We start from the raw sequence: 25341 nt of genomic DNA, 5'->3' as shown, positions 1-25341 counted from the left end.
CAGGCCGATCATGCGGTCGTAGGCTTCGAGTGCCAGTTCGTGTAGTTGTTCGCCCAGGCCGGCCTCGGCCCACACGTGCAGGCGTCTGCGGATCGTTCGGTCCGAACACTGTGGGGTCGCTACCCGTTCGTAGCCCGATCCGTGGACCAGAGCGGCGATGAGCAGCTCGAACACGACCCGGTTCGGAATCTGGCGGCGGTGGCAGCCCAGCGGATGCGTCGGGTCGAACCCGGGCTGCTCGGGACACAACGCGGCGAACTGGACGAAGATCGGTTCGAGCAACGATGATGGGAGGGCAGGCACGGGACTCCATTGATCACTGAGCGTAGAGAACTCCGATGATCAACCTCCCGTGCCTGCTTGCTACCCCCGGGTATCCAACTGTCCGAATCTTGGATACCTATTGCCGGTCGCTCTTAGCGGAGTTGGACCCGCGCGGCGATGGTGGTGAGCGGCCGCGGCGCTCTGCTTCCGCCCGTCTTGATCTCGCGATGGCGCTGTTGGCCGCCGACCAGCCGGACGAGGCCAGCGTCGTCGCCGCCGATGCGGTCCGGTCGGGGCGAGTGGTGTCCTCGAACTGGTGGCGGGCGCGGGAGGTGCTCCGCAAGGTCGAGCACACCGGGGCTGCGGAAGCGGCAGCCCTCCGCGAGGTGTACGAGGCGTACCGGCCCGTGGCTCGATAGCGGACGGCACACGCGACCAGCGGACAATCGCTAGCTATCTGTCACCTCACGTTCACCAGATGCTGTGAGTGAGGGCGGGATCGGTGCGAACCAGGTCGTCAAAACGAGATCACCTGCCCCTGCCCAGCGGAGGTGGAAATGAGCGGTAAGGACGATACCGGTGCGCCCAACATGGGCGAGCAGATCGACGCCGCCGAACGGGAACAGGCCAAACGCCGGTTGCTCGCGCAGGCCGAGGCGGAGCGGATACCGGTGCAGGAGACGACTCGAGCGGTGCCGGATCGGCGGTGGCGTGGTGAGCCCTGAGTCGGTGCCGATCGGTCGACGGGTCGCCTACCTGCGGGTGCGGCGGAGGTTGTCGCAGCAGTCGTTCGCGGATCGGCTGGGGAAGTCGAAGAGCTGGGTGGACAAGGTCGAGCGTGGGGTCCGATCCCTGGAGCGGGTGTCGACCATCCGGGAGATTGCGGCGGTGCTGAGGGTTGACGCCGCAACACTGCTCGGTCGGGATGTCCAGCCCGCTGGGGTGGCTGAGCGGCGCCAAGGGGTCGCGCGGATTCGGGCGGCGTTGTCGGCGTACCCGATGGCTTTTGGTCGCCCGGCGGAGCGTGCGGGAATGTCGCCCGATCGGTTGGCGCGGGAGGTGCGGCATGCGTGGATGACCTACCAGCACGCGCGGTACGCGCGGCTGGTCGAGTTGCTGCCCGCGGTGGTGACCGAGGTGTACCGCGCCCAGGACCCGGAGGTTGGGCGCGCGGCGGCGGTGGATGCGTACCGGGTTACGGCGGCGCTCCTGGTCAAGCTGGGTGAGGGGAGTCTGGCGTGGTTGGCCGCTGACCGGGCCATGTCCGCCGCCGCCGGCGACCGGGTGTTGCTGGCCTGCGCGGCGGTGCAGCTCGGCCAGGTGCTGCGGGCGTCGGCGCGGGCGGGGGCGGTGATGCTCGCCGCCGCTCGCCAGATCGCCCCGTCCGATCGAAAGGCTGGCACGCCGGAGGAGTTGTCGCTGTGCGGATCGCTGCTCGTGCAGGCCGCTCTGATCGCGGCCAGGGCGGGGAACGACCGGGTGGTCGGTGACCTGCTGAGCGAGGCCGCCGAGCTGGCCGCTTACGTCGGCGACGGACAGGACCATTACCGGACGGCGTTCGGGCCGACGGCCGTCGAGCTGGCGCGAGTCACGGCGGCAATCGAGTTGGGCGACGGGCCGCAGGCGGTCGCCCGGCACGAGGAGGCGATCGGGCGGGACGGATGGCGGTGGCTGCCGGTCGAGCACCGTGCCGCGCACCTGATCGACGCGGCGCGCGCCTACTTCCTGACGGACGACCTGACCAACGCGGCCCGAGTCCTGTTGCGGGCGAACAGCGTCGCGCCCGCCGAGATCCGTCACCGGCCAGCCGCGCGGGACGTGGTCGCCCTGGTCGCCCGTGACCCGGACGCCCCACCGACTATCACCCAACTCGCCATCAGCCTCGGCGTGCTGTGAGTGATGACGGTCTCCCGTCGAGGTGGAGGTCAAATCGTGTGGATCGTGATGAGGTCTTCGAGACCTGCGAGATCGTCGGCGTTGCGGGTGTAGATGGCGGCGTCATGGGCGTGTGCGGTCGCGGCGATGAGCAGGTCCATCACTCTCGCTCGTGGCTGGCGGCCGATCTCGACGACGCGGGCTGCCAATCGCGCGTAGCTGTCGGTGATGGCTTCGTCGATGGGAAGCGGATCAAATCGGCGTTGGATTGCGCCCAACCGCGCTAGACGAAGGGCTCTCGCCTCGGCGGTCTTCGCGACCAGAACACCGAACTGGAGTTCGGCAAGGCTGGCGACGCTGATAGCCAGTTCGCCAGGAATCGGGGTTACGTCGGAGGCGATGAGGATGCTTGTGTCGAGGATGCCGCGGCTCACCGCTCAACCCACGGATCGGTGACAGTGTTGTCGAGGAGATCCCGATCGTCTGCCCAACCCGGGTCGGTGGGTTGGTCGAACACGCCGGCCAGGTCGCCCCATTCGCGCCAGCTCCGGGGACTGACCGGGCCGAGCACGGCTGCCGGGCGGCCGGCGACAGTGATTGTCACGCGTTCGCCAGCTTGTGCCCTGCGCACCAGGTCGCTGGCGTTCTGCCGCATCTCCCGCAGTCCAACTTCATGCATAAGCCCTACTGTAGCACTTGTGCTACCAGCGTGGAAGGTCGTTGGTGCTCGCTGTGGCCGAGGGTCTCGGGCGGCCCAAGTGCGTGCAGTTCACGCTCGAGCCTGGATCGAGCGCGATCTTGGGAGCGGGACGTGGCGGCCTTCACGAACACGGGATGGGGCGGGGCATGAACCAGGGCACGCGGAACGAGTTGATCGGTCACCTGGCTGAGGCGGTCGGGTCCGTCACCGTCGCGCATCCGACGCGGGTCGCCATCGACGGCCCGCCGGCCGCCGGCAAGACGACGCTCGCCGACGAGCTGGCCGTCGCCCTACGCGACCAGGGCCGCGACGTCATCCGCGCGACGATCGACGATTTCCTCTTCCCTCGCGCGCGGCGCTATTCGCGCGGCGAGTACTCGGCCGAGGGGTGTTGCTTCGACACCCACGACTACGACGCGCTGAACCGGGTCCTGCTCGATCCACTCGGCCCGGACGGAGATCGGCGCTTCCACCACTGTTACGCCGACATCGTCATGCACAACGACGACCCGCAGCGGCCGGTCTGGGAGTTCAGGCGTCGTGGCTACCGCACCTCGACCGCTTGAACCGTTGACCCCGCCGCGTCGGTCTGTTTGGCTGCCTCCGCGATGACCTTGAACACCCCTCGATGAACAGGAGATAGTCATGTCCTTCATTGCCGCAATCAAGTCCGTCTTCAGCCAGTACGTCGGCTTCAAGGGCCGGGCACGGCGGTCTGAGTACTGGTGGTTCGCCCTGTTCAGCGTCCTTGTCAGCATTGTCGCTGCCATTCTGGACAGCGCGCTGGGACTGACCTTCGGGGAGGGCTCCTCCACCGGTTTCATCGCCCTCATCGCCTACCTGGTGCTGCTGCTGCCGTCGTTGGCGGTCGCGGTGCGACGCCTGCACGACACCGACCGGACGGGGTGGTGGGTGCTGATCGGCGTGGTGCCGCTCGTGGGCGCCATCGTCCTGCTCGTGTTCTTCGTGCTGGACGGCACGCCCGGGGCGAACCGCTTCGGTGCCAGCCCCAAGGGCTGACCCGCTGTCCGTGCTCCAACGGGCACGGATCACACGCTGGGCACCAGGTGGGTGCGGAGGAAGTCCAGCTCCAGCGGGAGCAGACGTTCGGCGGTGCCGTTCGCGGCCATGTGGGTGGCGCCGGTCAGCGGCAGCACGGCGTGCGGGCGGCCGGTGCTCAGCAGCGCCGCCGAGAGCCGCAGCGTGTGCGCGGCCACCACGTTGTCGTCGGCCAGACCGTGCACCAGTAGCAACGGGCGGGCCTGGTCCGGCCCGGTGACCGGCTCGGCGGCCAACTCGATGAGCGAATGGTGCGCGTACACGTCCAGGCCGTCCTCCGGCAGCCCGAGATAACGCTCGGTGTACGCGGTGTCGTAGAGCGCCCAGTCGGTCACCGGAGCGCCCGCGATCCCGCACTTGAACAGCTCCGGGTGGCGCAGCACCGCCAGGCCGGCCAGCCAGCCACCGAACGACCAGCCGCGCACCGCCACCCGCTCGAGGTCCAGGTCCGGGTGCTTGCCGGCGAGGGCGGTCAATGCGTCGATCTGGTCGGTCAGGATCACGTCGGCGACCCGCCGGTGGATCGCCTTCTCGAACGACGGCGCCACGCCCGGCGTACCCCGGTTGTCGATGGTGACCACCGCGAATCCGGCGTCGGCCCACCACTGCCGTTCCAACCACGCGGCCCGCGCCGCCACCACCTCCTGGTGCCCCGGGCCGCCGTAGATGTCCAGCAGCACCGGCAGCCGCCGGCCCGTCACGTGGTTGTCCGGGTACAGCACCGCGGCCGGAAGCCGCCGGTCGGTCACCCGCTCCAGCAGCGGCAGCGGTGAGTACGGCGGGTTGGCGGCCAGCGACCGCAGCTCGGCCAGTTCCTGATCGCCGCGACGGACCGTCCAGCGCACCCCGGCGTGGTCCAGCGAGGCGACCCCGACGACCAGCACGTCCCCGCCCACGGCGGCCGTGTGCCAGCCGGAGTCGGTGGTGATCCGGCGCGCGTCCACCCCACCGCCGATCGTGGTGCGGACCCGGAACAGGTGCCGCTCGCTCGGCTCGCCGTCACTCGCCTCGACCAGCAGGTCCGCCGGGCCGGACACGGCCGGCAGCCGACCCACCACCCGCCGCACGTACAGCGACGGGGGAGTGAGCAGCGTGCCGTCGGCGAACAGGCACCGCGCGTCGTACCCGTCGTGGGCCAGCTCCCCACCGACCAGCACCCGGCCGTCCGGCAGGTGCGCCGGGGTGCCGGCGATCGGCTCCACCCAGCGCGGATCGGCCAGTTCGGCGTGCACCTGCGTCTCACCGGTGCGCGGGTCCACCGCGAGCACCAGCCCGTGCTGCTGCGAGCGGCGCAGCACGGTGATCAGCGGGCTGCCCTCACCCCAGCTGACCCCGGTCAGGTACGGGTAGGTCTCCCGGTCCCAGTGCACGTCGACCCAGCCGTCGTCCAGGTCCAGCAGGTGCAGGCTGACCTCCGCGTTCGGCCCACCCGCCCGGGGGTACGCGACCGCCGTCGGTGGGCTCGCCGGGTCGGCCGGGTCGTGCAGGTGCCACCGCTCCAGGCGGGACTCGTCGACCCGGGCGGCCAGTACCATGCGGCCGTCCGGCGCCCACCAGTAGCCCCGGAACCGGCCGAACTCCTCGGCCGCGATGTGCTCGGCCAACCCCCAGCTCACCCCGGCGTCCTCGCCGGCCAGCAGGGTGTCGGTGCCGTCGGCCTCGATCACCCGCAGCTCGCCCCGGCGGACACCCTCGGCGGCGTCGGTCACGTACGCCAGCCGCTGCCCGGTCGGATCCGGACGTGGGTCGAGCACCGGGCCGACGGCGGCCACCTCGACCACGTCGCCGTGCACCAGATCGGCCCGGAAGAGGCGCCCGGCCAGCGCGAACACGGCGACGCGGCCGGCGGCGTCCAGCGCGTACGAACCGATGCCGGCGGCGTTGAGCCGCAGCCGCTCGCGCAACGCGCGCTCGCCCGGGGAGAGTGACCGGGGGTCGCCGCCCTCACCCAGCAGGGTGGCCGGGTCGGCCACCAGATGCTCCTCGCCGGTGGCCACGTCGAGCTGCCACAGCGCGTCCGCCGGGTCCTCCGGACCGGCGGAGCGCAGGAAGATCACTCGGGAGCCGTCCTCGGCCACGGCGACGGCGCGCGGCGCGCCGTGGGTGAACCGGCGGGTGCGGGCGGCCAGCTCCGGAAAGTCCACAGGCCAAATCGTAGAGCGGTACCGGAGGTGATGTGGCCGACCTGGGCGGACGCGTCAGCGCCGGCCGGGGGAGAACCGCCGGTTAGAGTGACTGACGTGACGACGCTGCCCGACCGCCGCCTGCTGCTGGTCCACGCGCACCCGGACGACGAGTCCATCGGCACCGGTTCGACGATGGCCCACTACGCCGCCGCCGGCGCGCACGTGACGCTGGTGACCTGCACCCTCGGCGAGGAGGGTGAGATCCACGTACCGGCGTTGTCCCAGCTCGTCGCCGCCGAGGCCGACCAGCTCGGCGGGTACCGGATCGCTGAGCTGGCCGCCGCCTGCGCGGCGCTCGGCGTCAGCGACCACCGCTTCCTCGGCGGAGCGGGCCGCTACCGCGACTCCGGGATGATGGGGCTCGCGACCAACGAGCACCCCCGCGCCTTCTGGCAGGCCGACCTCGACGAGGCCGCCGGGCACCTGGTGGAGATCATGCGGGAGGTACGCCCGCAGGTGCTCGTCACGTACGACCCGAACGGCTTCTACGGCCACCCCGACCACATCCAGGCGCACCGGGTGGCGATGCGTGCCGTCGAGCTGGCCGCCGCCGAGGGTTGCGCCCCGGCCAAGGTCTACTGGACGGCGATGCCGCTCAGCGTGTTGGAGGCCGGCATGGCGCATTTCGCCGAATCCTCGGACAACCCGTTCGCCGGCATCCAGGACCTCGCCGAGCTGCCCTTCGGCACCCCGGACGGCCAGATCGCCGCCCGGATCGACGGCACCGACCAGCACACCGCGAAGGAGGCCGCGATGCGGGCGCACGCCACCCAGATTCCGGCCACCTCCTGGCTCTACTCGATCGCCGGCAACTTCGGCGGCGAGTTCATGGGCGTGGAGTTCTTCACCCTCGCGGTCGGCGAGAAGGGCCCCGGCTCCGGCCCGTACAGGTGGGAGGACGACCTGTTCGCCGGGCTGCCCGACGAGACCGGACTGCCCGACGGGGCCGGCGCCGATCGTCGCCCGGTCGCGGCGGCCGGTCTCCGGTGACCCTGCCCGCCGCGCCGATGTCGGTCGTGCACGATCAGGACACCCCGCCGCAGGCGGGGCCACCGCCGCGACTGCTGGACCTGGGCCTGCGGGTGGCCGGCGGGGTCGTGGTGGTGCTGGCCGGGGTGCTGACCGGGGTGCTGGAGTTGCTGCTCGCCACGGTCCGCGTCGGTGGCCAGTTGATCGGCGTGTCGGTGCTGGTCGCCGTCGGCGCCAACATCGCGCTGAGCTGGTTCGCGCACGAGGCGGTGGGCCGCCGGTGGGCGGTGGCACTGCCCGCGGTGCCGTGGTTCGCGCTGATGGCGGTGGCCGCCATCCGGACCTCCGAGGGCGACCTGCTGCTGGCCGCCGACAACTGGGTCGGCCTCGCCATGATCGTGGCCGGCGCGATGACCTTCGCGGTGATGGGCTTCCGGCAGATCCTCGCCCCGCCGCCCACCCTCCTCGGCTGATGACGCCACCCAGGTACGGGTGGTAGATATTCATGCCAGGGATGCGGCCCCGCGATGGGGCGTACGGCAGGAGGTCGCGCGATGGACAGACGGTGGCGGGATGTCGGAGTGCTCACGGGGGCCCTGTTCGCGGCGAACGTCGCCGCCCGGCTGATCATCCGGTTCGGCTTCGACGGTGACGACACCGCCGCCGATCGGATGTCGCTGGCGATGTTCGTGGTGATCGGGTTGATCCTGGCCGTGGTCGCCTTCCGCTGGGGCAGCGGGCGGCCACTGGGTGCCTGGGCGGGCGACGTGGCCGTCGTGGTGGGGGCCGCGATGGCGCTGACCGTGCTGGTCGGGCCGCTGCTGGTCGGCCACGACCCGTTCGCGGGTGGGGCGGGGACGTTCTTCGCCCAGATCTGGCTGTACCTGCTCGCCACCGGCGCCGGGGTGCTGATCGGGTACCTGGTGCTCACCGCGCTCGGTCGCGACTACCGCTCGCAGCAGCTCAAGCGGTACGCCGAGGTCAAGGCCGCCAAGCCGCGTCGGGTCGTCCGCCGCTGACCCGTCGGAGCGGTCGGATCGTCAGTGCGGGGCGACGCGGGTCAGGTAGGTGTGGTGGGTGGTGAAGCCGAGCTTCTGGTAGAGCGCCACCGCCGCGCTGTTGCGCTGCTCCACCTGGAGAAACGCACGCGTCGCGCCGGCTGACTCCGCCCAGGCGGCCAGTTCGTGGATCACCTGCCGGGCCAGCCCCCGGCGGCGGGCCGCCGGCAGCACCTCGATGAGGCTCAGGCCGAGCCAGCGTCCGCCGCCGGTCACCGTGCCCCGGCCGGTCGCCACCAGTTCGCCGTCGACGTACGCGTGGGCGAAGCGCACCTGGGCCACGGCGGTGAGTACGTGCCGTGCGGCGTCCGGCAGGCCACCCTTGCGGCCGGCGGCGACGGCCAACCATTTCTCGCTGGGTGCGGTGTTCAGCTCGACGTCCGCGCCGGCGGCGGCGTCGGCCGGGGTCGACGTGGGCAGGGGGAGCGGCGCGGTCTGCACCAGCGTGGGCGGGCGGCTGCCCCATCCTCGGGCGTCCAGCTCGGCGCCGACCGGCGCGGCGAGCGGCAGTGGTGTGTTGACCATCGCCGGTTGGCCCTGCTCGGCGTACCAGCGCTCCACCGCGTCCACGGCGGCCGGCAGCGGCCGGTCCGGGTCGCCGATCGGCAGCGCCGAGTTGGCCCGCCCGGTCCAGCCGTCGGCCGATCTGAGCAGCCAGTCTCCCAGGCGGCCACGGGTGGGCGCCGGCCAGGCCTCGTCGGCGGCCCGCTCCAGCGCCACGACTGCCGCGGCGGTCGGTCGACGCGTCGGCGGCACCCGCTTGGCCCGGTGGACCTGTGTCACCGGCACCCGCAGCCGACCCTGCGCGGTGGCCAGCGTGAGATGAGTCTCGCTCAGCTCCACCAGCTCGCCGAGAGCGTCGGAGAACAGCGGGCGGCCTTCGCGAATCCCCACAATCCGGCGAACCACGATCCGGTGTCCCACATCCTGCTGTCGGAGCACGATCGACCCCCTCCCCGGCGAGATACTAGGCTCTTACCGTCGCGGGAGATCGCGACGTGTCTTGCGGAGGAGAAGACCGGTGACCTACATCATCGCCGAGCCGTGCGTGGATGTGCTCGACAAGGCATGCATCGAGGAGTGCCCGGTCGACTGCATTTACGAGGGCAATCGGATGCTCTACATCCACCCCGACGAGTGCGTCGACTGTGGTGCCTGTGAGCCGGTCTGCCCGGTGGAGGCGATCTTCTACGAGGACGACGTCCCGGAGCAGTGGAAGGACTACACGGGCGCCAACTACGAGTTCTTCGAGGACCTGGGCTCGCCCGGGGGCGCCTCGAAGATCGGCAAGGTGGAGAAGGACGCGACCTTCGTCGCCGCGCAGCCGCCGCGCGGCGAGGGCCACTGAGCACGCCCGCGCCGGTCTCGTCGCGGCTGCCCGAGTTCACCTGGGACACCCTGGACGCCGCGGCCGCTCTGGCCGCGGCGCATCCGGAGGGCCTGATCAACCTCTCCATGGGTACGCCGGTCGACCCGGTGCCCGAGGTGATCCGCCAGGCGCTGGCCGACGCGTCCGACGCTCCCGGCTATCCGCTGACCGCCGGCACCCCGGCGCTGCGTGCCGCGATCGCCGCGTGGGTCGCCCGCGCCTGTGGCGCCGGGGTCGACGGTCTCGGTGTGCTGCCGACCATCGGCTCGAAGGAGTTGGTCGCCTGGCTGCCCACCCTGCTCGGCATCGGTCCGGGTGACGTCGTCGTCGTGCCGTCGGTCGCGTACCCCACCTACGAGGACGGGGCACGGCTGGCCGGCGCCACCGTGGTCCGTACCGACTCGCTCACGTCGGTCGGGCCGACCTCGCGGGTGCGGTTGGTCTGGGTCAACTCGCCCGGCAACCCGACCGGCCGGGTGCTGCCCGCGGCGCACCTGCGCAAGGTGGTCGACTGGGCCCGGGAGCGCGGCGCGGTGGTCGCCAGCGACGAGTGCTACCTGCCGCTCGGCTGGTCGGCCGAGCCGGTGTCGGTGCTGTCTCCGCAGGTCTGCGGTGGCACCTACGACGGTGTGCTGGCTCTGCACTCGCTCTCCAAGCGTTCCAACCTCGCCGGCTACCGGGCCGGTTTCGTGGCTGGCGATCCGGCGCTCGTCGCCGAGTTGCTGAAGGTCCGCAAGCACGCCGGCATGATCGTGCCCGCGCCGGTGCAGGCGGCGATGGTGGCCGCCCTGCAGGACGAGCGACACGCCGACGAGCAGCGGGAGCGCTACCGCGCTCGTCGTGAGGTGTTGAGGGCCGCGTTCACCGGTGCCGGCTTCACGGTCGAGCACTCGGAGGCCGGTCTCTACCTCTGGCTCACCCGTGGTGAGGACTGCTGGGAGACGGTCGACTGGCTGGCCCGACGCGGCATCCTGGTCGCCGCGGGCGTCTTCTACGGCCCCACGGCCGCTCAGCACGTCCGGGTCGCGCTGACCGAGTCCGACGAGCACGTCGCGGCGGTCGCCGGCCGGCTGCGGGCCTGACACCGGCGGGCCGGCGATGACCGACGGCACGTCCGGGCGGTACGCCAGGGTGCGGGCGGCCGTCGTCGGCACCGGGCTGATCGGCGGTTCGGTGCTGCTGCGCCTCGCCGACGCCGGCCTGGACGTGGCCGGGTGGGATCCCGACCCGGCCACCCGCGAGCGGGCACGTGCCAGCGGAGTCGCCGCGCCGGACACGATCGAGCAGGCCGTGGCCGACCGGGACGTGGTCTTCCTCTGCGGCCCCCTGCCCACGCTGCCCCGGACGCTGGCCCGGGTGGCCGCCGCCACGGCACCGGGCTGTGTGCTCACCGACGTCGGCAGCACCAAGTCAGAGGTGACCGAGGTGGCGGCCCGGCTCGGGCTCCTCGACCGCTTCGTCCCCGGGCACCCGATGGCCGGCGCGGAGTCGACCGGCCTGTCCGCCGCCTCCCCGAGGCTGCTGGCCGGTGCCGCCTGGGTGCTGTGCCCGGCGCCGGGCGCCGCGACAAACGCCTTCCGTTGGCTGACCGGGCTGCTGGTGGAGGTGTTCGACGCCCGGGTGGTGCCGATGTCCGCGCCGACGCACGACTCGGCGGCCGCCCTCGCCTCACACGTGCCGCACCTGCTGGCCGGCGCGTTGGCCGGTGCGGCCGAGCGAGCGCCGCTGCGTGACGCGGTGTTGGCACTGGCGGCCGGGAGCTTCCGCGACGGCACCCGGGTGGCCGGCACCCCCGCCGAGCGGACCGCGAATATGCTGCTCGGCAACCGGGAGCGGGTGCTGCACGAGCTGACCGAGGTCACCGCCTTCCTGGACGCGCTGGGCGCCGCGCTCCGGGCCGGTGACGCGGCGGCTCTCACCGCCCGGTACGCCGAGGCCGCCGCCGTGCGGTCCGCGCTGCTGGGTCGGCGGTTCGCCGAACGGGACCGGGAGTTCCCGGTCGGTGGCGACCACGCCGCCGAGGTGACCTGGCTACGCGGGTTGGGCGACGTCGGTGGACACCTGACCGGGTGTCGGGTCGGCTCGGAGGCCGTCTCCTACACCGCGTGGACGCCGGCGGCTGACTAGGCTGAGCACATGGCAGTGGATGGCCCGGTGGTGCAGGTGCGCGGCGAGGCGTACCGGGAGGTGCCACCCGAGCTGGCCCGCTTCGCGGTCACCGCGACGGCTCGGGACCGGGACCGGGAGGCCACGTTGACCCGGCTGGCCGAGCGGGCCGCCGCCGTACGGGTGCTGCTGGACGGCTCCGGCCCGGTGGTGGCCCGGCGGGAGACCGGCGACCTGCGGGTGCGGCCGGAGACCCGACGCTCGGGCGAGCGGGTGGTGGCCTGGCACGGCAGCGTCACCACCACCGTCACCGTCACCGTCACCGACTTCACGGCGCTCGGCGAGCTGATGCTCAGGTTGGCCGACCAGGATCAGGTCGAGGTGGCCGGTCCCTGGTGGGAGCTTCGTCCGGACAGCCCGGCGCATCGCGAGGCACGACACGCCGCGATCGGTGACGCCCTGCTGCGCGCCCGGGAGTACGCCGAAGCGCTCGGCGCGCGGGTCACCGCGTTGATCGAGCTGGCCGACGCCGGCCCGGCCGAGCGTCCGATGTTCGCCCGCGCCGCGTTCGGCGGGGCTGGCGGGGGCGGCGGCGCACCGGAGCTGGAGTTGGACCCGCAGCCGCAGACCGTGCAGGCCGCCGTGCAGGCGCGCTTCACCATCAGCGACCCGGTCCTGGGCTGATGCCACCGGCTCAGGTGCTGTCCGCCGACGAGCTGGTGGCGCGGGCGTTGGCGTTGGCCGAGGCCGGCCCGCGACAGCTGCTCGGCATCGCCGGTGCGCCGGGCGCCGGGAAGTCCACCCTCGCCGAGCGGATCGTGGCCGAGGTCGGGCCGACCGCCCGGCTGGTGCCGATGGACGGTTTCCACCTCGCGCAGTCGCAGCTGGTCCGGTTGGGCCGCGCGGACCGCAAGGGCGCGGCCGACACCTTCGACGCCAACGGGTACGCCTCGCTGCTGCGCCGGCTACGCCGGCTGGAACCGACCTCGGTGTACGCGCCGGAGTTCCGGCGGGAGCTGGAGGAGCCGGTGGCCGGGGCGATCGAGGTGCCGCCCTCGGTCCGGCTGGTGGTGACCGAGGGCAACTACCTGCTGCTGCCGGACTTTCCGTGGCAGGAGATCCGGCCGCTGCTGCACGAGGCGTGGTTTCTCGACCTGGACGCCGAGGTGCGCCAGCGCCGGCTGACCGCCCGGCACGAGGCGTTCGGCCGGTCACCGGAGCAGGCCCGGGCCTGGGCGTTGGGCACTGACGAGGCGAACGCGGCCCTCATCACCCCCACCGCCGAGCGCGCCGACCTGGTGGTCCGCCTCAGCGAGCCGCCGGCGGTCTGAACGGGACCGCCGGGGCACGCCGGGTCTGCCTCAGTCCGTGACGCCGCGGTCCTCGCGGGACATGTCGCCGGTGGCGGGCGTACCCGCTCCGAGGCGGTAGCGCAGGAGCACCGCGCCCTTGTCCGTGGTGACGGGCGGCTCGACGAGGGTCAGGTTGGCGGGGACGGCACCGCCGTCGAACACCGTCTTGCCGACGCCCAGCACGATGGGGAAGATCCACAGGTTGAGCTGGTCGAAGAGGCGTTCGCGCAGGAGGGTCTGCACCAGGTTCAGGCTGCCGATCACGTGGACCTTCTCGTGCTTGTCCCGCACCTCCCGCACGGCACTCGCCAGGTCGGGGCCCAACTGCGTCGAGCCCGCCCAGTCCAGGTCGGGGGTGCCGCGCGAGGCCACGTACTTCGGGATGCTGTTGAAGAGGGTGGCGATCCCGCCGTCGACGCCGTCGGTCTGGTGCGGCCAGTACCCGGCGAAGATGTCGTAGGTCCGGCGGCCCAGCAGCAGCGCGTCCATGCCCCGCATGCCGTCCACGACCTGTCGGCCGCCGGTCTCGTCGAACAGGGGCGCCTGCCATCCCCCGTACGGGAAGCCGTCGGGGTCCTCGTCCGGACCGCCCGGTGCCTGGCCGACCAGGTCGAGCGTCGCGAACAGATCAATGTGGATCACGCCCATGCTGTCCTCCGTGTACTCCGACTCGAACAAGGCCCTGCGGCCGCACCCTAGTCGAGTTCGCGGACCGGCCGGGCCGGGTTGCCGACCGACACCACGTTGGACGGCAGGTCACGGGTCACCACCGCGCCGGCGCCGACGACCGTGTTGGCGCCGATCGTCACACCCGCCAGCACGATCGCGCCGCCGCCGAGCCACACGTTGTCGCCGATGGTGATCGGCTTGGCCGCCTCCCACTTGTCCCGCCGTGGCCCGGGCTCCACCGGATGCGTCGGGGTGAGCAGCTGTACGTTCGGGCCGACCTGGACGTCCGCGCCGAGGGTGATGGGGGCGACGTCGAGGAAGACGGCGTTGTAGTTGACGAAGCCGCGTGGGCCGATCCGGATCCGTGAGCCGTAGTCGCAGTAGAACGGTGGGCGGATCCAGGTGTCCGTGCCCAGGTCGCCGAGGAGTTCGCGCAGCACCGCGAGTCCAGCCCGCGGATCGGCCGCCGGGCTGGTGTTGAAGCGTTCCATCAGCCGGGCGGCCCGGTCCAGGTCGGCGATGATCTCGGGATCGTCGGCGATGTACGGCTCACCGGCGAGCATCCTGTCCTTCATGGAGGTCACCGCCCGATCATGCCGGCCCGGTTGGTCGGCTCGTGGCGGGTCCGTCATCTTCCGGCCTTAATTTTGCATACTCGGTATGCAATTGTAGGAGGTCAATGTGACTCCCGTACATCAAGACGCTTGACGAGGAGGATCCGTTGCACCAGGGAAGAAGATTGGCCGCCCTCGGCCTCGTGTTCGCACTGGCGCTCTCCGCGCCGGTTCCGGCGGCAGCCGCCGCGCCCACCCCGCCGGACGGCACCGGCCGACCGGCCGCTCCGGGTGGACCCACCGCCAACCGTTCGACCACCGTCACGCTGATCAGCGGTGACCGGGTCACCGTCACCGCTTCCGGTGCCGCGGTCCGACCCGGCGCCGGTCGCGAGGACGTGCGGTTCCTGATCCGGCGCGAGCGCGGACGCCTCTCGGTGACGCCGACGGACGCGCTGCCACTGCTGCGCTCGGGCCGGGTCGACCGGCGGCTCTTCGACGTCACCGGGCTGGTCGAGGCGGGCTACGACGACGCCCACCGGAACACCCTGCCGCTGCTGGTGGCGTACCGCTCGACGGGCACCGCCCGGCGTGCCCCGGCCGCGCTGCCGGGCTCGCGGGTGACCCGCGACCTGCCGGCGATCCGCGGCGCGGCCCTGACCACCGGCAAGTCCTCCCTCGGCGCGGTCTGGACGACGGTCACCACCGGCCCCGCCGGTGCCCGCCTCGACGCGGCGGGGGACGTCGAGCGGATCTGGCTGGACGGCCGCCGCACGGTGACCCTCGACCACAGCGTGCCGCAGATCGGCGCGCCCGCCGCCTGGGCGGCCGGGTTCACCGGCAAGGGGGTGTCCGTCGCGGTGCTGGACACCGGCGTCGACGCGACCCACCCGGACCTGGCCGGCAAGGTGGCCGAGGCGCGCAACTTCACCGAGGTGCCCGACGCTCGGGACACGGTCGGCCACGGCACCCACGTGGCCTCGACCATCGCCGGCACCGGCGCCGCCTCCGGCGGAAAGTACCGGGGCGTGGCGCCGGACGCGACGTTGCTGGACGGCAAGGTCTGTGAGGGCGCCGGGTGCACCGACTCGGCGATCCTCGCCGGCATGCAGTGGGCCGCGGTGGAGAAGAAGGCCGCCGTGGTCAACATGAGCCTCAGCGGCTGGGACACCCCGGAGGTCGACCCGCTGGAGGAGGCGGTGCAGACCCTGACCGCGCAGACCGGCACGCTGTTCGTCCTCGCCGCCGGCAACGACGGCTCGGACGGCTCGGTCGGCTCCCCGGCCACCGCCGACGCCGCGCTCGCCGTGGGCGCGGTCGACCGCGACGACGAGTTGGCCGACTTCTCCAGCCGGGGCCCGCGGGTCGGCGACGAAGCGCTGAAGCCGGACATCACCGCGCCCGGCGTCGACATCGTCGCCGCCCGGTCCGCCAACGGCGTCATCGGCGATCCGGTGGGAGACCGCTACGTCACCCTCTCCGGCACCTCGATGGCCACCCCGCACGTGGCCGGGTCGGCGGCGCTGCTCGCCCAGCAGCACCCGGGATGGCGGGCCGACCGGCTGAAGGCCACCCTGATGGCCGCCGCCAAGCCGCACCCGGACCAGACCGCCTACCAGCAGGGCGCCGGGCGGGTCGACGTCGCACACGCCATCACCCAGCAGGTCACCAGCGACCCGGTGAGCGTCTCGTTCGGGCGTACGCTCTGGCCGCACGGCGACGACGAGCCGATCACCCGCACGGTCACCTGGCGAAACGACGGTCCGGCACCGGTCAGCGTCGACCTGAGCGTCGAGGGCGCCGGCCCCGGCGGTCGGGCGCTGCCGGCCGGCCTGTTCCAGTTGGGCGCCAACCAGCTCACCGTGCCGGCGGGCGGCACCGCCGCCACGACCATCACCGCGAACACCCGGATCGGCGACGCCGACGGCTACTGGACCGGGCGGATCGTGGCCCGATCCGGTGCGGCGGTCGCGGTCACCCCGCTGGCCGTGCACCGGGAAGTGGAGAGCTACACGCTGACCGTGGAGCACCTGAACCGGGCCGGCGAGCGCACCGCCGACCACTGGAGCACCCTGGTCGGGATGGACACCTTCAGCTACTGGGACCTCGTCAGCACCGACGGCGTGGCGACCGTGCGGGTGCCCAAGGGGCACTACGGCCTGAGCGCTCTCGTGCTCGAGCCCGCACCGGAGGGTGAGCAGGGCGGGATGTCCCTGTTGGCGCAGCCCGACGTGGCCATCGAGCAGGACACCCGGATCGTCGTGGACGCCCGCTCGGCCAAGCCGGTACGGACGACCATTCCGGACCGGAACGCCGTCCCACAGCTGATCGACCTCAGCGGCAACTTCACGGCCGAGGACGGCAGCGCGTACGGCATCGGGCTCTGGGCCGAGACGTTCACCGGCCTGACCAGCGGTCAGCTCGGCAAGCCGGTCGCCGCCGACCGGTTCGTCGCCACGGTCAGCAGCCAGTGGACCACGCCGGACACGGCCAACAGCCCCTACCTGTACGCACTGGCCGAGGCGATTCCTGGCCGGATGCCGACGGGGTTCGTCCGCGACTACGCCCGACGGGACCTGGCCACCGTCGTGCACCGGTTCCACGATGGCTACCCGGGCACGGAGGCCGAGCGGATCGTGTACCCCGTGCTGGAGTACAACGTCGGCGGCTCGGCCCTGATCCTGCCCACCGCGGTGCCCGGCCAGCGGGTCGAGTACTACAACACCAGGGGTGTGCGGTGGGAGTCCGAGCTCGACTTCGGAACGCGGGACGAGGAAGGCTGGCTGAACGCGCAGGCCGCGCTCTTCTCCACGGCGACCGCGTACCGGGTCGGGCGGACGGTGCAGGAGGTCTGGAGTCAGGCCCCGTACGGACCGTCGTTCCCGACCCCGCGCTGGCCCGAGGAGAGCGTCACCCGGGTCGGTGACACCGTCTGGGTCGGGCTGCCGATGTTCAGCGACGCCGCCGGGCACCCGGGCGGGTCACTCGCCGACAGCGAGCGGACCGAACTCTGGCGCGACGGCAAGCTGGTCGGCGAGAGCGAGTACGCCGGCTACGGCGAGTTCGCCGTGCCACCGGGTGCGGCGGACTACCGGCTCGTCACGTCGGCGAAGCGCAGCTTCACCGACCTGAGCACCGAGGTGGAGTCCAGCTGGACCTTCCGGTCCCGGCACGTCGCCGGTGACACGCCGGCCCGGCTGCCCCTGTCGGCGATCCGCTTCGCGCCGCCGTTGCGGGTCGACAACAGCGCTCCGGCCGGTCGGAGCTTCGTCGTCCCGGTGCGGGTGCAGCGGCAGCCCGGCGCGGCGGCCGCCCGGGTGGAGAAGCTCACCGTCGACGTCTCGTACGACGGCGGGAAGACCTGGCGCGCGGCGAAGCTGGTCCGCACCTCCGGCGACGGCTGGTCGGCCCTGGTGCAGCATCCGACCGGCACCGGGCACGTGTCGCTGCGGGCCACCGCGCGGGACGCCGCCGGTAACACGGCGACGCAACGGATCATCCAGGCGTACCGGTTGCGCTGAGGCGTACCCCGTCCGGGTCCGCGGCGCGGTGCCGCGGACCCGGCGGGTGCGTCAGTCGTTGGCGTGCAGGGCGGCGTTCAGTTCGATGCCCCGGCCGGTTCGCGGACGGGCTTCCAGCGTGCCGGTCACCGAGTTGCGCCAGAACAGCAGGCCGTCGATGCCGGACAGCTCTCGGGCCTTGACGACCCGGCCGTCCGGGAGGGTGACCTTCGAGGCTGCCGTGATGTAGCAGCCGGCCTCCACCACGCAGTCGTCGCCGAGCGAGATCCCGACCCCGGCGTTCGCGCCGACCAGGCTCCGCTCCCCGATGCTGATCTTCTCGGTGCCGCCGCCGGAGAGGGTGCCCATGATGGAGGCCCCGCCGCCGATGTCGGAGCCGTCGCCGACCAGCACGCCCTGCACGATCCGCCCCTCGACCATCGAGGTGCCGACGGTGCCGGCGTTGAAGTTCACGAAGCCTTCCTGCATCACGGTCGTGCCGGCGGCCAGGTGGGCGCCGAGGCGGACCCGGTCCGCGTCGGCGATCCGCACGCCGGACGGCACCACGTAGTCGGTCATCCGGGGGAACTTGTCCACCCCGTAGACGGCGAGGTGGCGGCCGGCGGCCCGCTCGATCACCCGCAGCTCGTCGACCCGCTCCGGCGGGCACGGCCCGGCGGAGGTCCACGCCACGTTGGCCAGCTTGCCGAAGATGCCGTCCAGGTTGAGCTGGTTGGGTCGCACCAGGCGGTGCGAGAGCAGGTGCAACCGGAGGTACGCGTCCGGGGCGTCCTTGATCGGGTCGTCCAGCGAGCCGACCACGGTGACCACCTGCACGGTACGCAGACCGGGCAGGGCCCGGTCGCCGAGCGCACCCGGCGGCAGATCGAGCACGTCCGACTCGCCCTCGCCGGCGACCAACGGCAGCTCACCCAGGCCCAGCTTGCCGGTCGGGTACCAGGTGTCGAGCACCTGCCCGTCGGCGGTGACGGTGGCCAGGCCGATGCCCCAGGCGGAATCTGCGGACGTCACTGTTACACCTCTCGGTCTGGGCCGCGTCGGCCTCAGCTCACTCCTCGCGCTGACAGACCTGAAGGTACCGTGCGAACCATGGAGAACCCGCTGACCCCCGAGGTCCTCGCCGATCCGGTGGCGCTGACCCGCGCTCTCGTCGACATCGAGTCCGTGTCCCTCAACGAGAAGGCGATCGCCGACTGTGTCGAGGAGGTCCTGCGCGGTGTGCCACACCTGAGCACCCAGCGGCACGGCAACACCGTGATGGCGCGCACCGACCTCGGTCGGTCGCAGCGCGTCGTGCTGGCCGGGCACCTGGACACCGTGCCACTGAACAACAACTTTCCGTCGACGATGCGCGGCGACCTGATGTACGGCTGCGGCACCTCGGACATGAAGTCCGGCACCGCGTACGCGCTGCACCTGGCGGTGACCCTGCCCGACCCGCGCTACGACGTGACGTACTTGTTCTACGAGGCGGAGGAGATCGAGTCGCGGTACAACGGGCTGAACCTGGTCGCCCAGGCGTTCCCGGAGTGGCTGGAGGCGGACTTCGCGGTGCTGCTGGAGCCCACCTACGGCATCGTCGAGGCGGGTTGCCAGGGCACCATGCGGTCGGTGGTCACCACGACCGGGGTACGGGCGCACTCGGCGCGTTCCTGGCACGGCGTGAACGCCATCCACGGTGCCGGTGAGGTGCTGCGGCGCCTCCAGACGTACGAGGCCCGGCGGGTCACCATCGACGGCTGCGACTACCGCGAGGGCATGAACGCGGTGCGGATCAACGGCGGGGTCGCCGGCAACGTGATCCCCGACCACTGTGAGATCGAGGTCAACTACCGGTTCGCGCCGGACCGCACCCCGGCCGAGGCGGAGGCGCATCTGCGCGAGGTCTTCGCCGGCTTCGACCTGGTCGTGACGGACTCGGCGGCCGGCGCCCCGCCCGGGCTGGAGGCGGCCCCGGCGAAGGAGTTCCTGGCGGCGGTCGGCGCGGCCCCGATCGGCAAGCTGGGCTGGACGGACGTGGCCCGGTTCGCGGCCATGGGCATCCCCGCGCTGAACTTCGGGCCGGGCGACCCCAACCTGGCGCACCACCCGGACGAGCACGTCGAGATCAGCAAGATCCGTGACGGCGCGGCAACCCTGCACCGCTGGCTGGCCCCGGCCTGACCGGCGCACCGGGCGTGTCGCGCCCGGTGATCAAGAGGTTTGCGTCAGCCGGGCCCGTTGTCGGCGACGCGAACCTCTTGATCAGCTCCGGAGGTGGCGGGGGCCGTGGGGGAGGGGGTCAGGTCCCGGATGTGGCGGCGCTCGGCCACCACGTCTCTGATCCGTCGCTGCATCTGGCGACGGATCCGGATCATCTCGCTGTTACTGATCACGCTGTCTCCTCCCCCGAAGGCGCGCGCCGGGGCATACCCGGTATGTGAATAGTAAGACGTACGGGCGAGCCGAATAGTTGCCCTTGATCGCGAACTATTTCTTGGCGTCCGCGCCCCGCACACCCGGTGGGTGCCGCTCCACTACGGTTGCTCCATGAGCGACAGCAACGGGCGGGAGGCCAGCCGCGGTCCAGCGCAGGAGCGGCACCGGGGTGCGGTCACGCTGCGCCGGGGGGCGATCCCGAGCAGCACCGCCGACCAGCGACTGCTGGACTCGCGCGGGCGCGGCGACTGGAAGACCAGGGACGCGTGGCGGGCGCTGCGCATCCTCAGTGAGTTCGTCGAGGGTTTCGACACCCTCGCCGACCTGCCGCCGGCGGTCAGTGTCTTCGGTTCGGCGCGCAGCGGTCCGGCCACCGCCGAGTGCAAGCTGGCCGAAGAGGTCGGCGGGGCACTGGCCCGGGCCGGTTACGCCGTGATCACCGGTGGTGGGCCGGGAGTGATGGAGGCCGCCAACCGGGGTGCCACCGAGGCCGGCGGTCTGTCCGTCGGGCTCGGCATCGAGCTGCCGTTCGAGCAGGGCATCAACGACTGGGTCGACCTGGCCATCGACTTCCGCTACTTCTTCGCCCGCAAGACGATGTTCGTGAAGTACGCGCAGGCGTTCGTGGTGCTGCCCGGCGGCTTCGGCACCATGGACGAGCTGTTCGAGGCGCTCACGCTGGTGCAGACCGGCAAGGTGACCCGGTTCCCGGTCGTGCTGATGGGCGTCGCGTACTGGCAGGGGCTGCTCGACTGGCTGCGCGACACGATGGCCGCCGGCGGCAAGATCGGCCCGGTCGACCTGGACCTGATCTGCCTCACCGACGACGTCAACACGGCGGTCCGGCACATCGTCGAGTCCGAGGCGGCGCTCTCCGTCGAGCAGGACGCGGTCCGCGACGAGGCCGTCGCGCGTACCGGCGCCGACCGGCAGGCCGCCGCCGACCAGGCCGCCGACCAGCCACGGGACAACTGATGGCGGCGATCTGCGTCTTCTGCGCGTCCTCCCGTACCCTCGACCAGCGTTTCCTTGACCTGGCCGCGGAGACCGGCGCGGAGCTGGCCCGGCGTGGGCACACGCTGGTGAGCGGCGGTGGCTGCGTCGGCATGATGGGTGCGCTGGCCGATGGTGCCCGCGCCGCCGGCGGGCGCACCGTGGGTGTGATCCCGCAGGCGTTGGTCGACCTGGAGGTCGCCGACCTGGCATCGGACGAACTGCTGGTCACCGACTCGATGGCCAGTCGCAAGACGCTGATGATCGAGAAGTCGGACGCCTTTCTCACCCTGCCCGGTGGGCTGGGCACGCTCGACGAGCTGTTCGAGGTCTGGACCACGGCCACCCTCGCCCTACACGGCAAGCCGATGGTGCTGATCGACACCGACGGCTTCTACCGCCCCCTGCTGGACTGGCTCGACACCCTCACCGACCAGCACTTCCTCAAACCCGCCGGCCGCGACCTGCTGACGGTGACCACCACCGTCCCGGACGCCCTGGACGCCCTGGAGTCCGCCCTGACCTGACGCGGGCTCCCAGCCTCCCCGGTCGATCATGAGGTTGGCGGCGAGGCCGTCGGCGTGTCGCGCCGCTAACCTCATGATCGACGGAGCGTGATGGGGTGGGGTGGGGCTCGGTGGGTGTCGTACTCCTCTGATGGGATGAGCTGATGCAGGCGTACCGGTTGGTGCGGCGGTCCGAGGGGCCGGCGCGGGGGGACGGGGCGGCGCCGGCCGACAGTTCCGTGCCCGCCGCCGGCGGTGCGTCCGCCGACACCGAGCCGGGGCCCGCCGGGTGGCGCGTCGACCGCTCGCAGGCCGAGGTGGCGGCGCACACCGACGGGCCGCTGCTGGTGCTCGGCGGTCCGGGCACCGGCAAGACCAGCACCCTGGTCGAGGCGGTCGCCGCCCGGGTGCGCGAGGGCGTCGACCCCGAACGGGTCCTGGTGCTGACCTTCGGCCGTCGGGGCGCCACCGCACTGCGTCAGCGCATCGAGGCCCGGGTGGCGCAGGACGGCCACCGGGTGCTGCGCGAGCCGCTGGTGCGCACCTTCCCCGCGTACGCCTTCGGGCTGCTGCGCCGGGCCGCCGCCGAACGGGGCGAGCCGTCACCGCGCCTGCTCACCGGCCCCGAGCAGGATCTGATCATCCGCGAGCTGCTCGACGTGGTGGGCGAGGAGCCCGACGACGACCCGGTCGGCTGGCCGACCGACCTGCGCCCGGCCCTGCGGACCAGGGCCTTCGCCGGTCAGCTGCGCGACCTGCTGATGCGCGCCGCCGAACGCGGGGTGGGCCCGATCGACCTGGCCCGGCTGGGTGACAAGCTCGGCCGCGCCGACTGGCCGGCGGCCGCCCGCTTCCTGCGGGAGTACGTGTCGGTGCTCGCACTGCGCGACGTCAGCAACCGGGGCTCGATCGCGTACGACCCGGCCGAACTGGTCCGCGCCGCCACCGGGTTGTTGCGCGACGACGAGGAGTTGCTGACCGCCGAGCGTCGCCGGCTCGCCCACGTGTACGTCGACGAGCTGGCCGACACGGACCCCGCCCAACTCGACCTGCTCTCGGTGATCGCCGGTGGGGGCAAGTCCCTTGTCGCGTTCGCCGACCCGGATTCGTCCACCTACGCGTTCCGGGGCGCCGACCCGGCCGGGGTGAGCACCTTCGCGCACCGATTCCGGACCGCGTCCGGGGCGCCCGCGGCGCAGGTGCTGCTCACCACGTCGTACCGGGCCGGGCCGGGCCTGCTCGCCGCGATCGCCCGGCTGGGTCGTCGGCTGCGTGGCCCGTCGGCGCACCGCCGGCTGCACCCACTGCCGGACGCGCCGCCCGGTGTGGTCGAGGTGCACACGTTCCGCTCGGCGACCAGCGAGGCCGCCTGGCTGGCCCACGCGCTGCGCTCGGCCCACCTGCTCGACGGTGTGCCCTGGTCGCGGATGGCGGTGCTGGTGCGGTCCACCGCGTTGCAGCTGCCCACCCTGCAACGGGCGCTGCACGCTGCCGGCGTACCCACCGTGGTGCACGGCGAGGACCTGCCGCTGCACCTGCAACCGGCGGTGGCACCGTTGCTGCTCCTGCTGCGCTGCGCCCTGGAACCGGAGCACCTGGACGAGGAGGCGGCGGTCGCGTTGCTGCACTCGCCGCTCGGTGGTGCGGATCCGCTGGCCGAACGGCGGCTGCGGCAGGGCCTGCGGGCGTTGGCGCTGTCCGGCGGCGACCGGCGACCGTCCGGTGAGCTGATCGTCGAGGCGTTGCGCGACCCGACCGAGCTGGCCGGCATCGACCGGCGGTGGGCGGAGCCGGCGCAGGCGGTGGCTGCTCTGCTCGCCACCGCCCGGGACGCGGCCGCCCAACCCGGTGCGACCGCCGAGACCGTGCTCTGGGAAGTCTGGGACGCCAGCGGCCTCGCCGAACGGTGGGCCGGAGCGATCGGCCAGGGCCGGCCCGCCCCCGGCGAGGGGGACCTGGCCCGACGGCGGCGCGCCGAGGCCGCCGACCGCGACCTGGACGCCGTGCTGGTGCTCTTCGACGCGGCGGCCCGCTTCACCGACCGGCTGCCCGGTGCCCGTACCGAGGTCTTCCTCGACCACGTTCTCGCCCAGGACCTGCCGGCCGACACCATCGCGCCGACCGCCGACCGGGGCGCGGCGGTGCGGCTGCTCACCGCCCACGCGGCGAAGGGTCTGGAATGGGACCTGGTCGCGGTGGCCGGTGTGCAGGAGGGCATCTGGCCCGACCTGCGGCTGCGTGGCAGCCTGCTCGGCTCGGAGCGGCTGGTCGACGTGCTGGCCGGCCGGTCCGTCGGCGGCGCGACCGCGGCGAACGTGGTGGGTCAGACCTCGGCGCTGCTGGACGAGGAACGCCGCCTCTTCCACGTCGCCATCAGTCGTGCCCGGCACCGCCTGCTGGTGAGCGCCGTGGCGTCGGCCGCCGTCGGCGGTGACGACCACGAGGAGCAGCCGAGCCGTTTCCTGCACGAGCTGGGCCCGAGCGCGCCACCGCCCACCCCGCCGCCCGCACCGCCCGTCCCGCGCAACGGCCCGCCACCCGACGACGGCGGTCCGCCGCCCACCTCGTCCACGGCCGCCAGCGCACCCGGCGACGGTGGCGCGGCATCCGGCAACGGTGGCGCGGCAGGCCGCGACGGCGGCGCATCCGGCGACGGTGGTGCGGCGGGGGAGGACGGTGACGGGGAGTCGGACGGCCCCGGCGCGCTGCCGGTGACCCGGCCACCCCGGGCGCTCACCCTGCCGGCGTTGGTCGCCGAGCTGCGTACCGCCATCACCGACCCGGCCGCGCCGGCGGCCCGGCGGCGCGCGGCGGCGGCCGAGCTGGCCCGCCTCGCCGCCGCCGGAGTGCCCGGCGCGCACCCGGACGACTGGTGGGGCCTGCGGGCGCTCTCCGACGACCGGCCCCTGGTCGATGACGGCAAGCCGGTGCGGGTCACGCCGTCGGCGATGGAGAGCGCGCTGCGGTGCAGCCTGCGCTGGCTGCTGGAACGGCACGGCGGCAGCGGCCCGACCAGCACCGCGCAGGGCGTGGGCAACCTGGTGCACGCCGCCGCGATGCTCGCCGAGGACGCCAGCGCCGACCGGGGTGCCCTGCTGGACTACGTGGCGGCCCGGTTCGACGCGATCGAGCTGGCCGCCCGGTGGATGGCCGGGCCGGAACGGGAACGCGCCGAGGCGATGGTCGACAAGCTGCTGCGCTGGCTGGCCACCAACCCGCGCCGGCTGCTCGCCATCGAGCACGAGTTCGCGGTCCGGCTGGACGACCCGCATCGGCCGGTCGACCTGACCGGGCGGGTCGACCGGCTGGAGGTCGACGAGGCCGGCCGGCTGGTGGTGATCGACCTGAAGACCGGCAAGTCCACCGCGGTCACCGGCAGCGAACTGGCCGAGCACCCGCAGCTCGGCGCCTACCAGGCGGCGGTGGAGGCGGGGGCGTTCGCCGAGTTCGGCGACGAGTCCGGGGGCGCGGCGCTGGTGCAGCTCGGCACCTCCGCCAAGGACGCCCGGGAGCAGAACCAGCCGGCGGCGGGTGAGGGCCCGGCGGCCGGCTGGGCGACCGCGCTGGTCCGGCGGACCGCCGATACGATGGCCGCTGCCACGTTCGCCGCGGTGGCCAATTCGAAGTGCCGGGTCTGCCCGGTGCGCACCAGCTGCCCGGTCTCCGGGCAGGGGCGCCAGGTCGTCGAGCCGCCGACCACCCGGGGCGCCACCCATGAGGGCGAGGAGTGAGCCGGTGCTGG

General features: G+C 72.8%; 24 protein-coding genes and 3 pseudogenes. 18 read left to right on the top strand and 9 right to left on the bottom strand.

What is annotated here, in order from left to right:
* A pseudogene (locus AB0H52_RS24045) lies at nucleotides 1–303 on the bottom strand (IS5/IS1182 family transposase); the annotation flags it as partial.
* Between the two features lie 104 nt (nucleotides 304–407).
* On the opposite strand from AB0H52_RS24045, the pseudogene AB0H52_RS24040 reads away from it, so the two are divergent.
* From AB0H52_RS24040 to AB0H52_RS24030, 3 genes and pseudogenes are all read left to right on the top strand, one after another.
* Nucleotides 408–683, top strand: a pseudogene (locus tag AB0H52_RS24040) (transcriptional regulator); the annotation flags it as partial.
* A gap of 138 nt (nucleotides 684–821) precedes the next feature.
* Nucleotides 822–989, top strand: a complete 168-nt coding sequence (locus AB0H52_RS24035) for a hypothetical protein (protein ID WP_192580320.1) — start codon at nucleotides 822–824, stop codon at nucleotides 987–989.
* Nucleotides 979–2160, top strand: a complete 1182-nt coding sequence (locus tag AB0H52_RS24030; protein ID WP_225854584.1) for a helix-turn-helix domain-containing protein — start codon at nucleotides 979–981, stop codon at nucleotides 2158–2160. The genes AB0H52_RS24035 and AB0H52_RS24030 overlap by 11 nt, the downstream gene beginning before the upstream one ends.
* 29 nt (nucleotides 2161–2189) lie before the next feature.
* Here AB0H52_RS24030 and AB0H52_RS24025 read toward each other — a convergent pair whose 3' ends face one another.
* Nucleotides 2190–2573 (bottom strand): PIN domain-containing protein, encoded by a 384-nt coding sequence (locus AB0H52_RS24025; RefSeq protein WP_151490737.1) that lies wholly within the window; start codon nucleotides 2571–2573, stop codon nucleotides 2190–2192.
* Nucleotides 2570–2818 (bottom strand): type II toxin-antitoxin system prevent-host-death family antitoxin, encoded by a 249-nt coding sequence (locus AB0H52_RS24020; protein ID WP_151490736.1) that lies wholly within the window; start codon nucleotides 2816–2818, stop codon nucleotides 2570–2572. Before AB0H52_RS24020 ends, AB0H52_RS24025 begins: the two co-directional genes overlap by 4 nt.
* 167 nt (nucleotides 2819–2985) lie before the next feature.
* Here AB0H52_RS24020 and AB0H52_RS24015 point away from each other — a divergent pair.
* Nucleotides 2986–3309, top strand: a pseudogene (locus AB0H52_RS24015) (uridylate kinase); the annotation flags it as partial.
* Nucleotides 3310–3484: 175 nt separating this feature from the next.
* Nucleotides 3485–3859 carry a DUF805 domain-containing protein gene (locus tag AB0H52_RS24010; RefSeq protein WP_151490735.1) on the top strand — a complete coding sequence of 125 codons (375 nt, stop codon included), beginning with the start codon at nucleotides 3485–3487 and terminating at the stop codon, nucleotides 3857–3859.
* 29 nt (nucleotides 3860–3888) lie between these two features.
* Here AB0H52_RS24010 and AB0H52_RS24005 read toward each other — a convergent pair whose 3' ends face one another.
* A complete protein-coding gene (locus AB0H52_RS24005; RefSeq protein ID WP_357950109.1) occupies nucleotides 3889–6042 on the bottom strand; it encodes a prolyl oligopeptidase family serine peptidase in 2154 nt (717 codons plus the stop codon).
* Nucleotides 6043–6129: 87 nt separating this feature from the next.
* Between AB0H52_RS24005 and mshB the strand changes: the two genes are divergently transcribed.
* The 3 genes from mshB (at nucleotide 6130) to AB0H52_RS23990 (ending at nucleotide 8072) form a co-directional block, all read left to right on the top strand.
* Nucleotides 6130–7074: an N-acetyl-1-D-myo-inositol-2-amino-2-deoxy-alpha-D-glucopyranoside deacetylase gene (gene mshB / locus AB0H52_RS24000; protein WP_192580319.1), complete on the top strand. Its 945-nt coding sequence runs from the start codon at nucleotides 6130–6132 to the stop codon at nucleotides 7072–7074.
* A gap of 17 nt (nucleotides 7075–7091) precedes the next feature.
* Nucleotides 7092–7526, top strand: a complete 435-nt coding sequence (locus tag AB0H52_RS23995; RefSeq protein ID WP_151490739.1) for a hypothetical protein — start codon at nucleotides 7092–7094, stop codon at nucleotides 7524–7526.
* 81 nt (nucleotides 7527–7607) lie between these two features.
* Complete coding sequence (locus AB0H52_RS23990; RefSeq protein ID WP_357950105.1) at nucleotides 7608–8072, top strand: hypothetical protein; 465 nt, start codon at nucleotides 7608–7610, stop codon at nucleotides 8070–8072.
* 21 nt (nucleotides 8073–8093) lie between these two features.
* On the opposite strand, the gene AB0H52_RS23985 is transcribed toward AB0H52_RS23990, so the two are convergent.
* A complete protein-coding gene (locus AB0H52_RS23985; RefSeq protein WP_151490731.1) occupies nucleotides 8094–9053 on the bottom strand; it encodes a GNAT family N-acetyltransferase in 960 nt (319 codons plus the stop codon).
* Between the two features lie 79 nt (nucleotides 9054–9132).
* Between AB0H52_RS23985 and fdxA the strand changes: the two genes are divergently transcribed.
* From fdxA to AB0H52_RS23960, 5 genes are read left to right on the top strand one after another with little or no spacing between them, the layout of a single operon-like run.
* The gene (fdxA, locus tag AB0H52_RS23980) at nucleotides 9133–9459 is read left to right on the top strand and encodes a ferredoxin (protein ID WP_007464872.1); all 327 of its coding nucleotides are present in this window, start codon (nucleotides 9133–9135) and stop codon (nucleotides 9457–9459) included.
* Nucleotides 9456–10562, top strand: coding sequence for a succinyldiaminopimelate transaminase (gene dapC, locus AB0H52_RS23975; protein ID WP_278127213.1), 1107 nt, complete (start codon nucleotides 9456–9458; stop codon nucleotides 10560–10562). Before fdxA ends, dapC begins: the two co-directional genes overlap by 4 nt.
* Before the next feature lie 16 nt (nucleotides 10563–10578).
* Nucleotides 10579–11607: a prephenate dehydrogenase/arogenate dehydrogenase family protein gene (locus tag AB0H52_RS23970; protein WP_151490729.1), complete on the top strand. Its 1029-nt coding sequence runs from the start codon at nucleotides 10579–10581 to the stop codon at nucleotides 11605–11607.
* Nucleotides 11608–11616: 9 nt separating this feature from the next.
* On the top strand, nucleotides 11617–12270 hold the full coding sequence (locus tag AB0H52_RS23965) for an SIMPL domain-containing protein (RefSeq protein WP_151490728.1): 654 nt from the start codon (nucleotides 11617–11619) through the stop codon (nucleotides 12268–12270).
* Nucleotides 12270–12917 (top strand): nucleoside/nucleotide kinase family protein, encoded by a 648-nt coding sequence (locus AB0H52_RS23960; protein WP_151490727.1) that lies wholly within the window; start codon nucleotides 12270–12272, stop codon nucleotides 12915–12917. The genes AB0H52_RS23965 and AB0H52_RS23960 overlap by 1 nt, the downstream gene beginning before the upstream one ends.
* A 30-nt stretch (nucleotides 12918–12947) precedes the next feature.
* Here the strand turns inward: AB0H52_RS23960 and AB0H52_RS23955 are convergent, their stop codons facing one another.
* Complete coding sequence (locus AB0H52_RS23955; RefSeq protein ID WP_151490726.1) at nucleotides 12948–13586, bottom strand: dihydrofolate reductase family protein; 639 nt, start codon at nucleotides 13584–13586, stop codon at nucleotides 12948–12950.
* Nucleotides 13587–13633: 47 nt separating this feature from the next.
* Nucleotides 13634–14191, bottom strand: coding sequence for a sugar O-acetyltransferase (locus tag AB0H52_RS23950; protein ID WP_357950100.1), 558 nt, complete (start codon nucleotides 14189–14191; stop codon nucleotides 13634–13636).
* 173 nt (nucleotides 14192–14364) lie between these two features.
* Here AB0H52_RS23950 and AB0H52_RS23945 point away from each other — a divergent pair, with 173 nt between their 5' ends.
* Nucleotides 14365–17682, top strand: a complete 3318-nt coding sequence (locus AB0H52_RS23945; protein ID WP_357950113.1) for a S8 family serine peptidase — start codon at nucleotides 14365–14367, stop codon at nucleotides 17680–17682.
* A gap of 51 nt (nucleotides 17683–17733) precedes the next feature.
* Here AB0H52_RS23945 and dapD read toward each other — a convergent pair whose 3' ends face one another.
* Nucleotides 17734–18693 carry a 2,3,4,5-tetrahydropyridine-2,6-dicarboxylate N-succinyltransferase gene (gene dapD, locus AB0H52_RS23940; protein WP_151490724.1) on the bottom strand — a complete coding sequence of 320 codons (960 nt, stop codon included), beginning with the start codon at nucleotides 18691–18693 and terminating at the stop codon, nucleotides 17734–17736.
* A gap of 78 nt (nucleotides 18694–18771) precedes the next feature.
* On the opposite strand from dapD, the gene dapE reads away from it, so the two are divergent.
* Nucleotides 18772–19845: a succinyl-diaminopimelate desuccinylase gene (gene dapE, locus AB0H52_RS23935; protein WP_357950097.1), complete on the top strand. Its 1074-nt coding sequence runs from the start codon at nucleotides 18772–18774 to the stop codon at nucleotides 19843–19845.
* A 44-nt stretch (nucleotides 19846–19889) separates the two neighbouring features.
* Here the strand turns inward: dapE and AB0H52_RS23930 are convergent, their stop codons facing one another.
* On the bottom strand, nucleotides 19890–20057 hold the full coding sequence (locus tag AB0H52_RS23930; protein WP_192580323.1) for a hypothetical protein: 168 nt from the start codon (nucleotides 20055–20057) through the stop codon (nucleotides 19890–19892).
* A gap of 154 nt (nucleotides 20058–20211) precedes the next feature.
* On the opposite strand from AB0H52_RS23930, the gene AB0H52_RS23925 reads away from it, so the two are divergent.
* From AB0H52_RS23925 to AB0H52_RS23915, 3 genes are all read left to right on the top strand, one after another.
* Complete coding sequence (locus AB0H52_RS23925; protein WP_357950094.1) at nucleotides 20212–21075, top strand: TIGR00730 family Rossman fold protein; 864 nt, start codon at nucleotides 20212–20214, stop codon at nucleotides 21073–21075.
* Nucleotides 21075–21620, top strand: coding sequence for a TIGR00730 family Rossman fold protein (locus AB0H52_RS23920; protein ID WP_151490721.1), 546 nt, complete (start codon nucleotides 21075–21077; stop codon nucleotides 21618–21620). The genes AB0H52_RS23925 and AB0H52_RS23920 overlap by 1 nt, the downstream gene beginning before the upstream one ends.
* Before the next feature lie 143 nt (nucleotides 21621–21763).
* Complete coding sequence (locus AB0H52_RS23915; RefSeq protein WP_357950091.1) at nucleotides 21764–25330, top strand: ATP-dependent DNA helicase; 3567 nt, start codon at nucleotides 21764–21766, stop codon at nucleotides 25328–25330.
* The last annotated feature ends 11 nt before the right edge of the window (nucleotides 25331–25341 follow it).

Origin of the sequence: Micromonospora sp. NPDC050695, from assembly GCF_040654415.1 — a bacterium.
Classification (GTDB): domain Bacteria; phylum Actinomycetota; class Actinomycetes; order Mycobacteriales; family Micromonosporaceae; genus Micromonospora.
The sequence above is the reverse complement of the archived record's forward strand: the minus strand, read 5'-3'. Positions and strand labels throughout refer to the sequence as shown.

Coding starts and splice junctions, on each gene's coding strand:
- AB0H52_RS24020 (WP_151490736.1), bottom strand. CDS start 2,818: ATGCATGAAGTTGGACTGCGGGAGATGCGGCAGAACGCCAGCGACCTG.
- AB0H52_RS23925 (WP_357950094.1), top strand. CDS start 20,212: ATGAGCGACAGCAACGGGCGGGAGGCCAGCCGCGGTCCAGCGCAGGAG.
- AB0H52_RS23955 (WP_151490726.1), bottom strand. CDS start 13,586: ATGGGCGTGATCCACATTGATCTGTTCGCGACGCTCGACCTGGTCGGC.
- AB0H52_RS23920 (WP_151490721.1), top strand. CDS start 21,075: ATGGCGGCGATCTGCGTCTTCTGCGCGTCCTCCCGTACCCTCGACCAG.
- dapE (WP_357950097.1), top strand. CDS start 18,772: ATGGAGAACCCGCTGACCCCCGAGGTCCTCGCCGATCCGGTGGCGCTG.
- AB0H52_RS23970 (WP_151490729.1), top strand. CDS start 10,579: ATGACCGACGGCACGTCCGGGCGGTACGCCAGGGTGCGGGCGGCCGTC.
- AB0H52_RS23965 (WP_151490728.1), top strand. CDS start 11,617: ATGGCAGTGGATGGCCCGGTGGTGCAGGTGCGCGGCGAGGCGTACCGG.
- AB0H52_RS24035 (WP_192580320.1), top strand. CDS start 822: ATGAGCGGTAAGGACGATACCGGTGCGCCCAACATGGGCGAGCAGATC.
- AB0H52_RS23915 (WP_357950091.1), top strand. CDS start 21,764: ATGCAGGCGTACCGGTTGGTGCGGCGGTCCGAGGGGCCGGCGCGGGGG.
- AB0H52_RS23990 (WP_357950105.1), top strand. CDS start 7,608: ATGGACAGACGGTGGCGGGATGTCGGAGTGCTCACGGGGGCCCTGTTC.
- AB0H52_RS23995 (WP_151490739.1), top strand. CDS start 7,092: ATGTCGGTCGTGCACGATCAGGACACCCCGCCGCAGGCGGGGCCACCG.
- AB0H52_RS23960 (WP_151490727.1), top strand. CDS start 12,270: ATGCCACCGGCTCAGGTGCTGTCCGCCGACGAGCTGGTGGCGCGGGCG.
- AB0H52_RS24010 (WP_151490735.1), top strand. CDS start 3,485: ATGTCCTTCATTGCCGCAATCAAGTCCGTCTTCAGCCAGTACGTCGGC.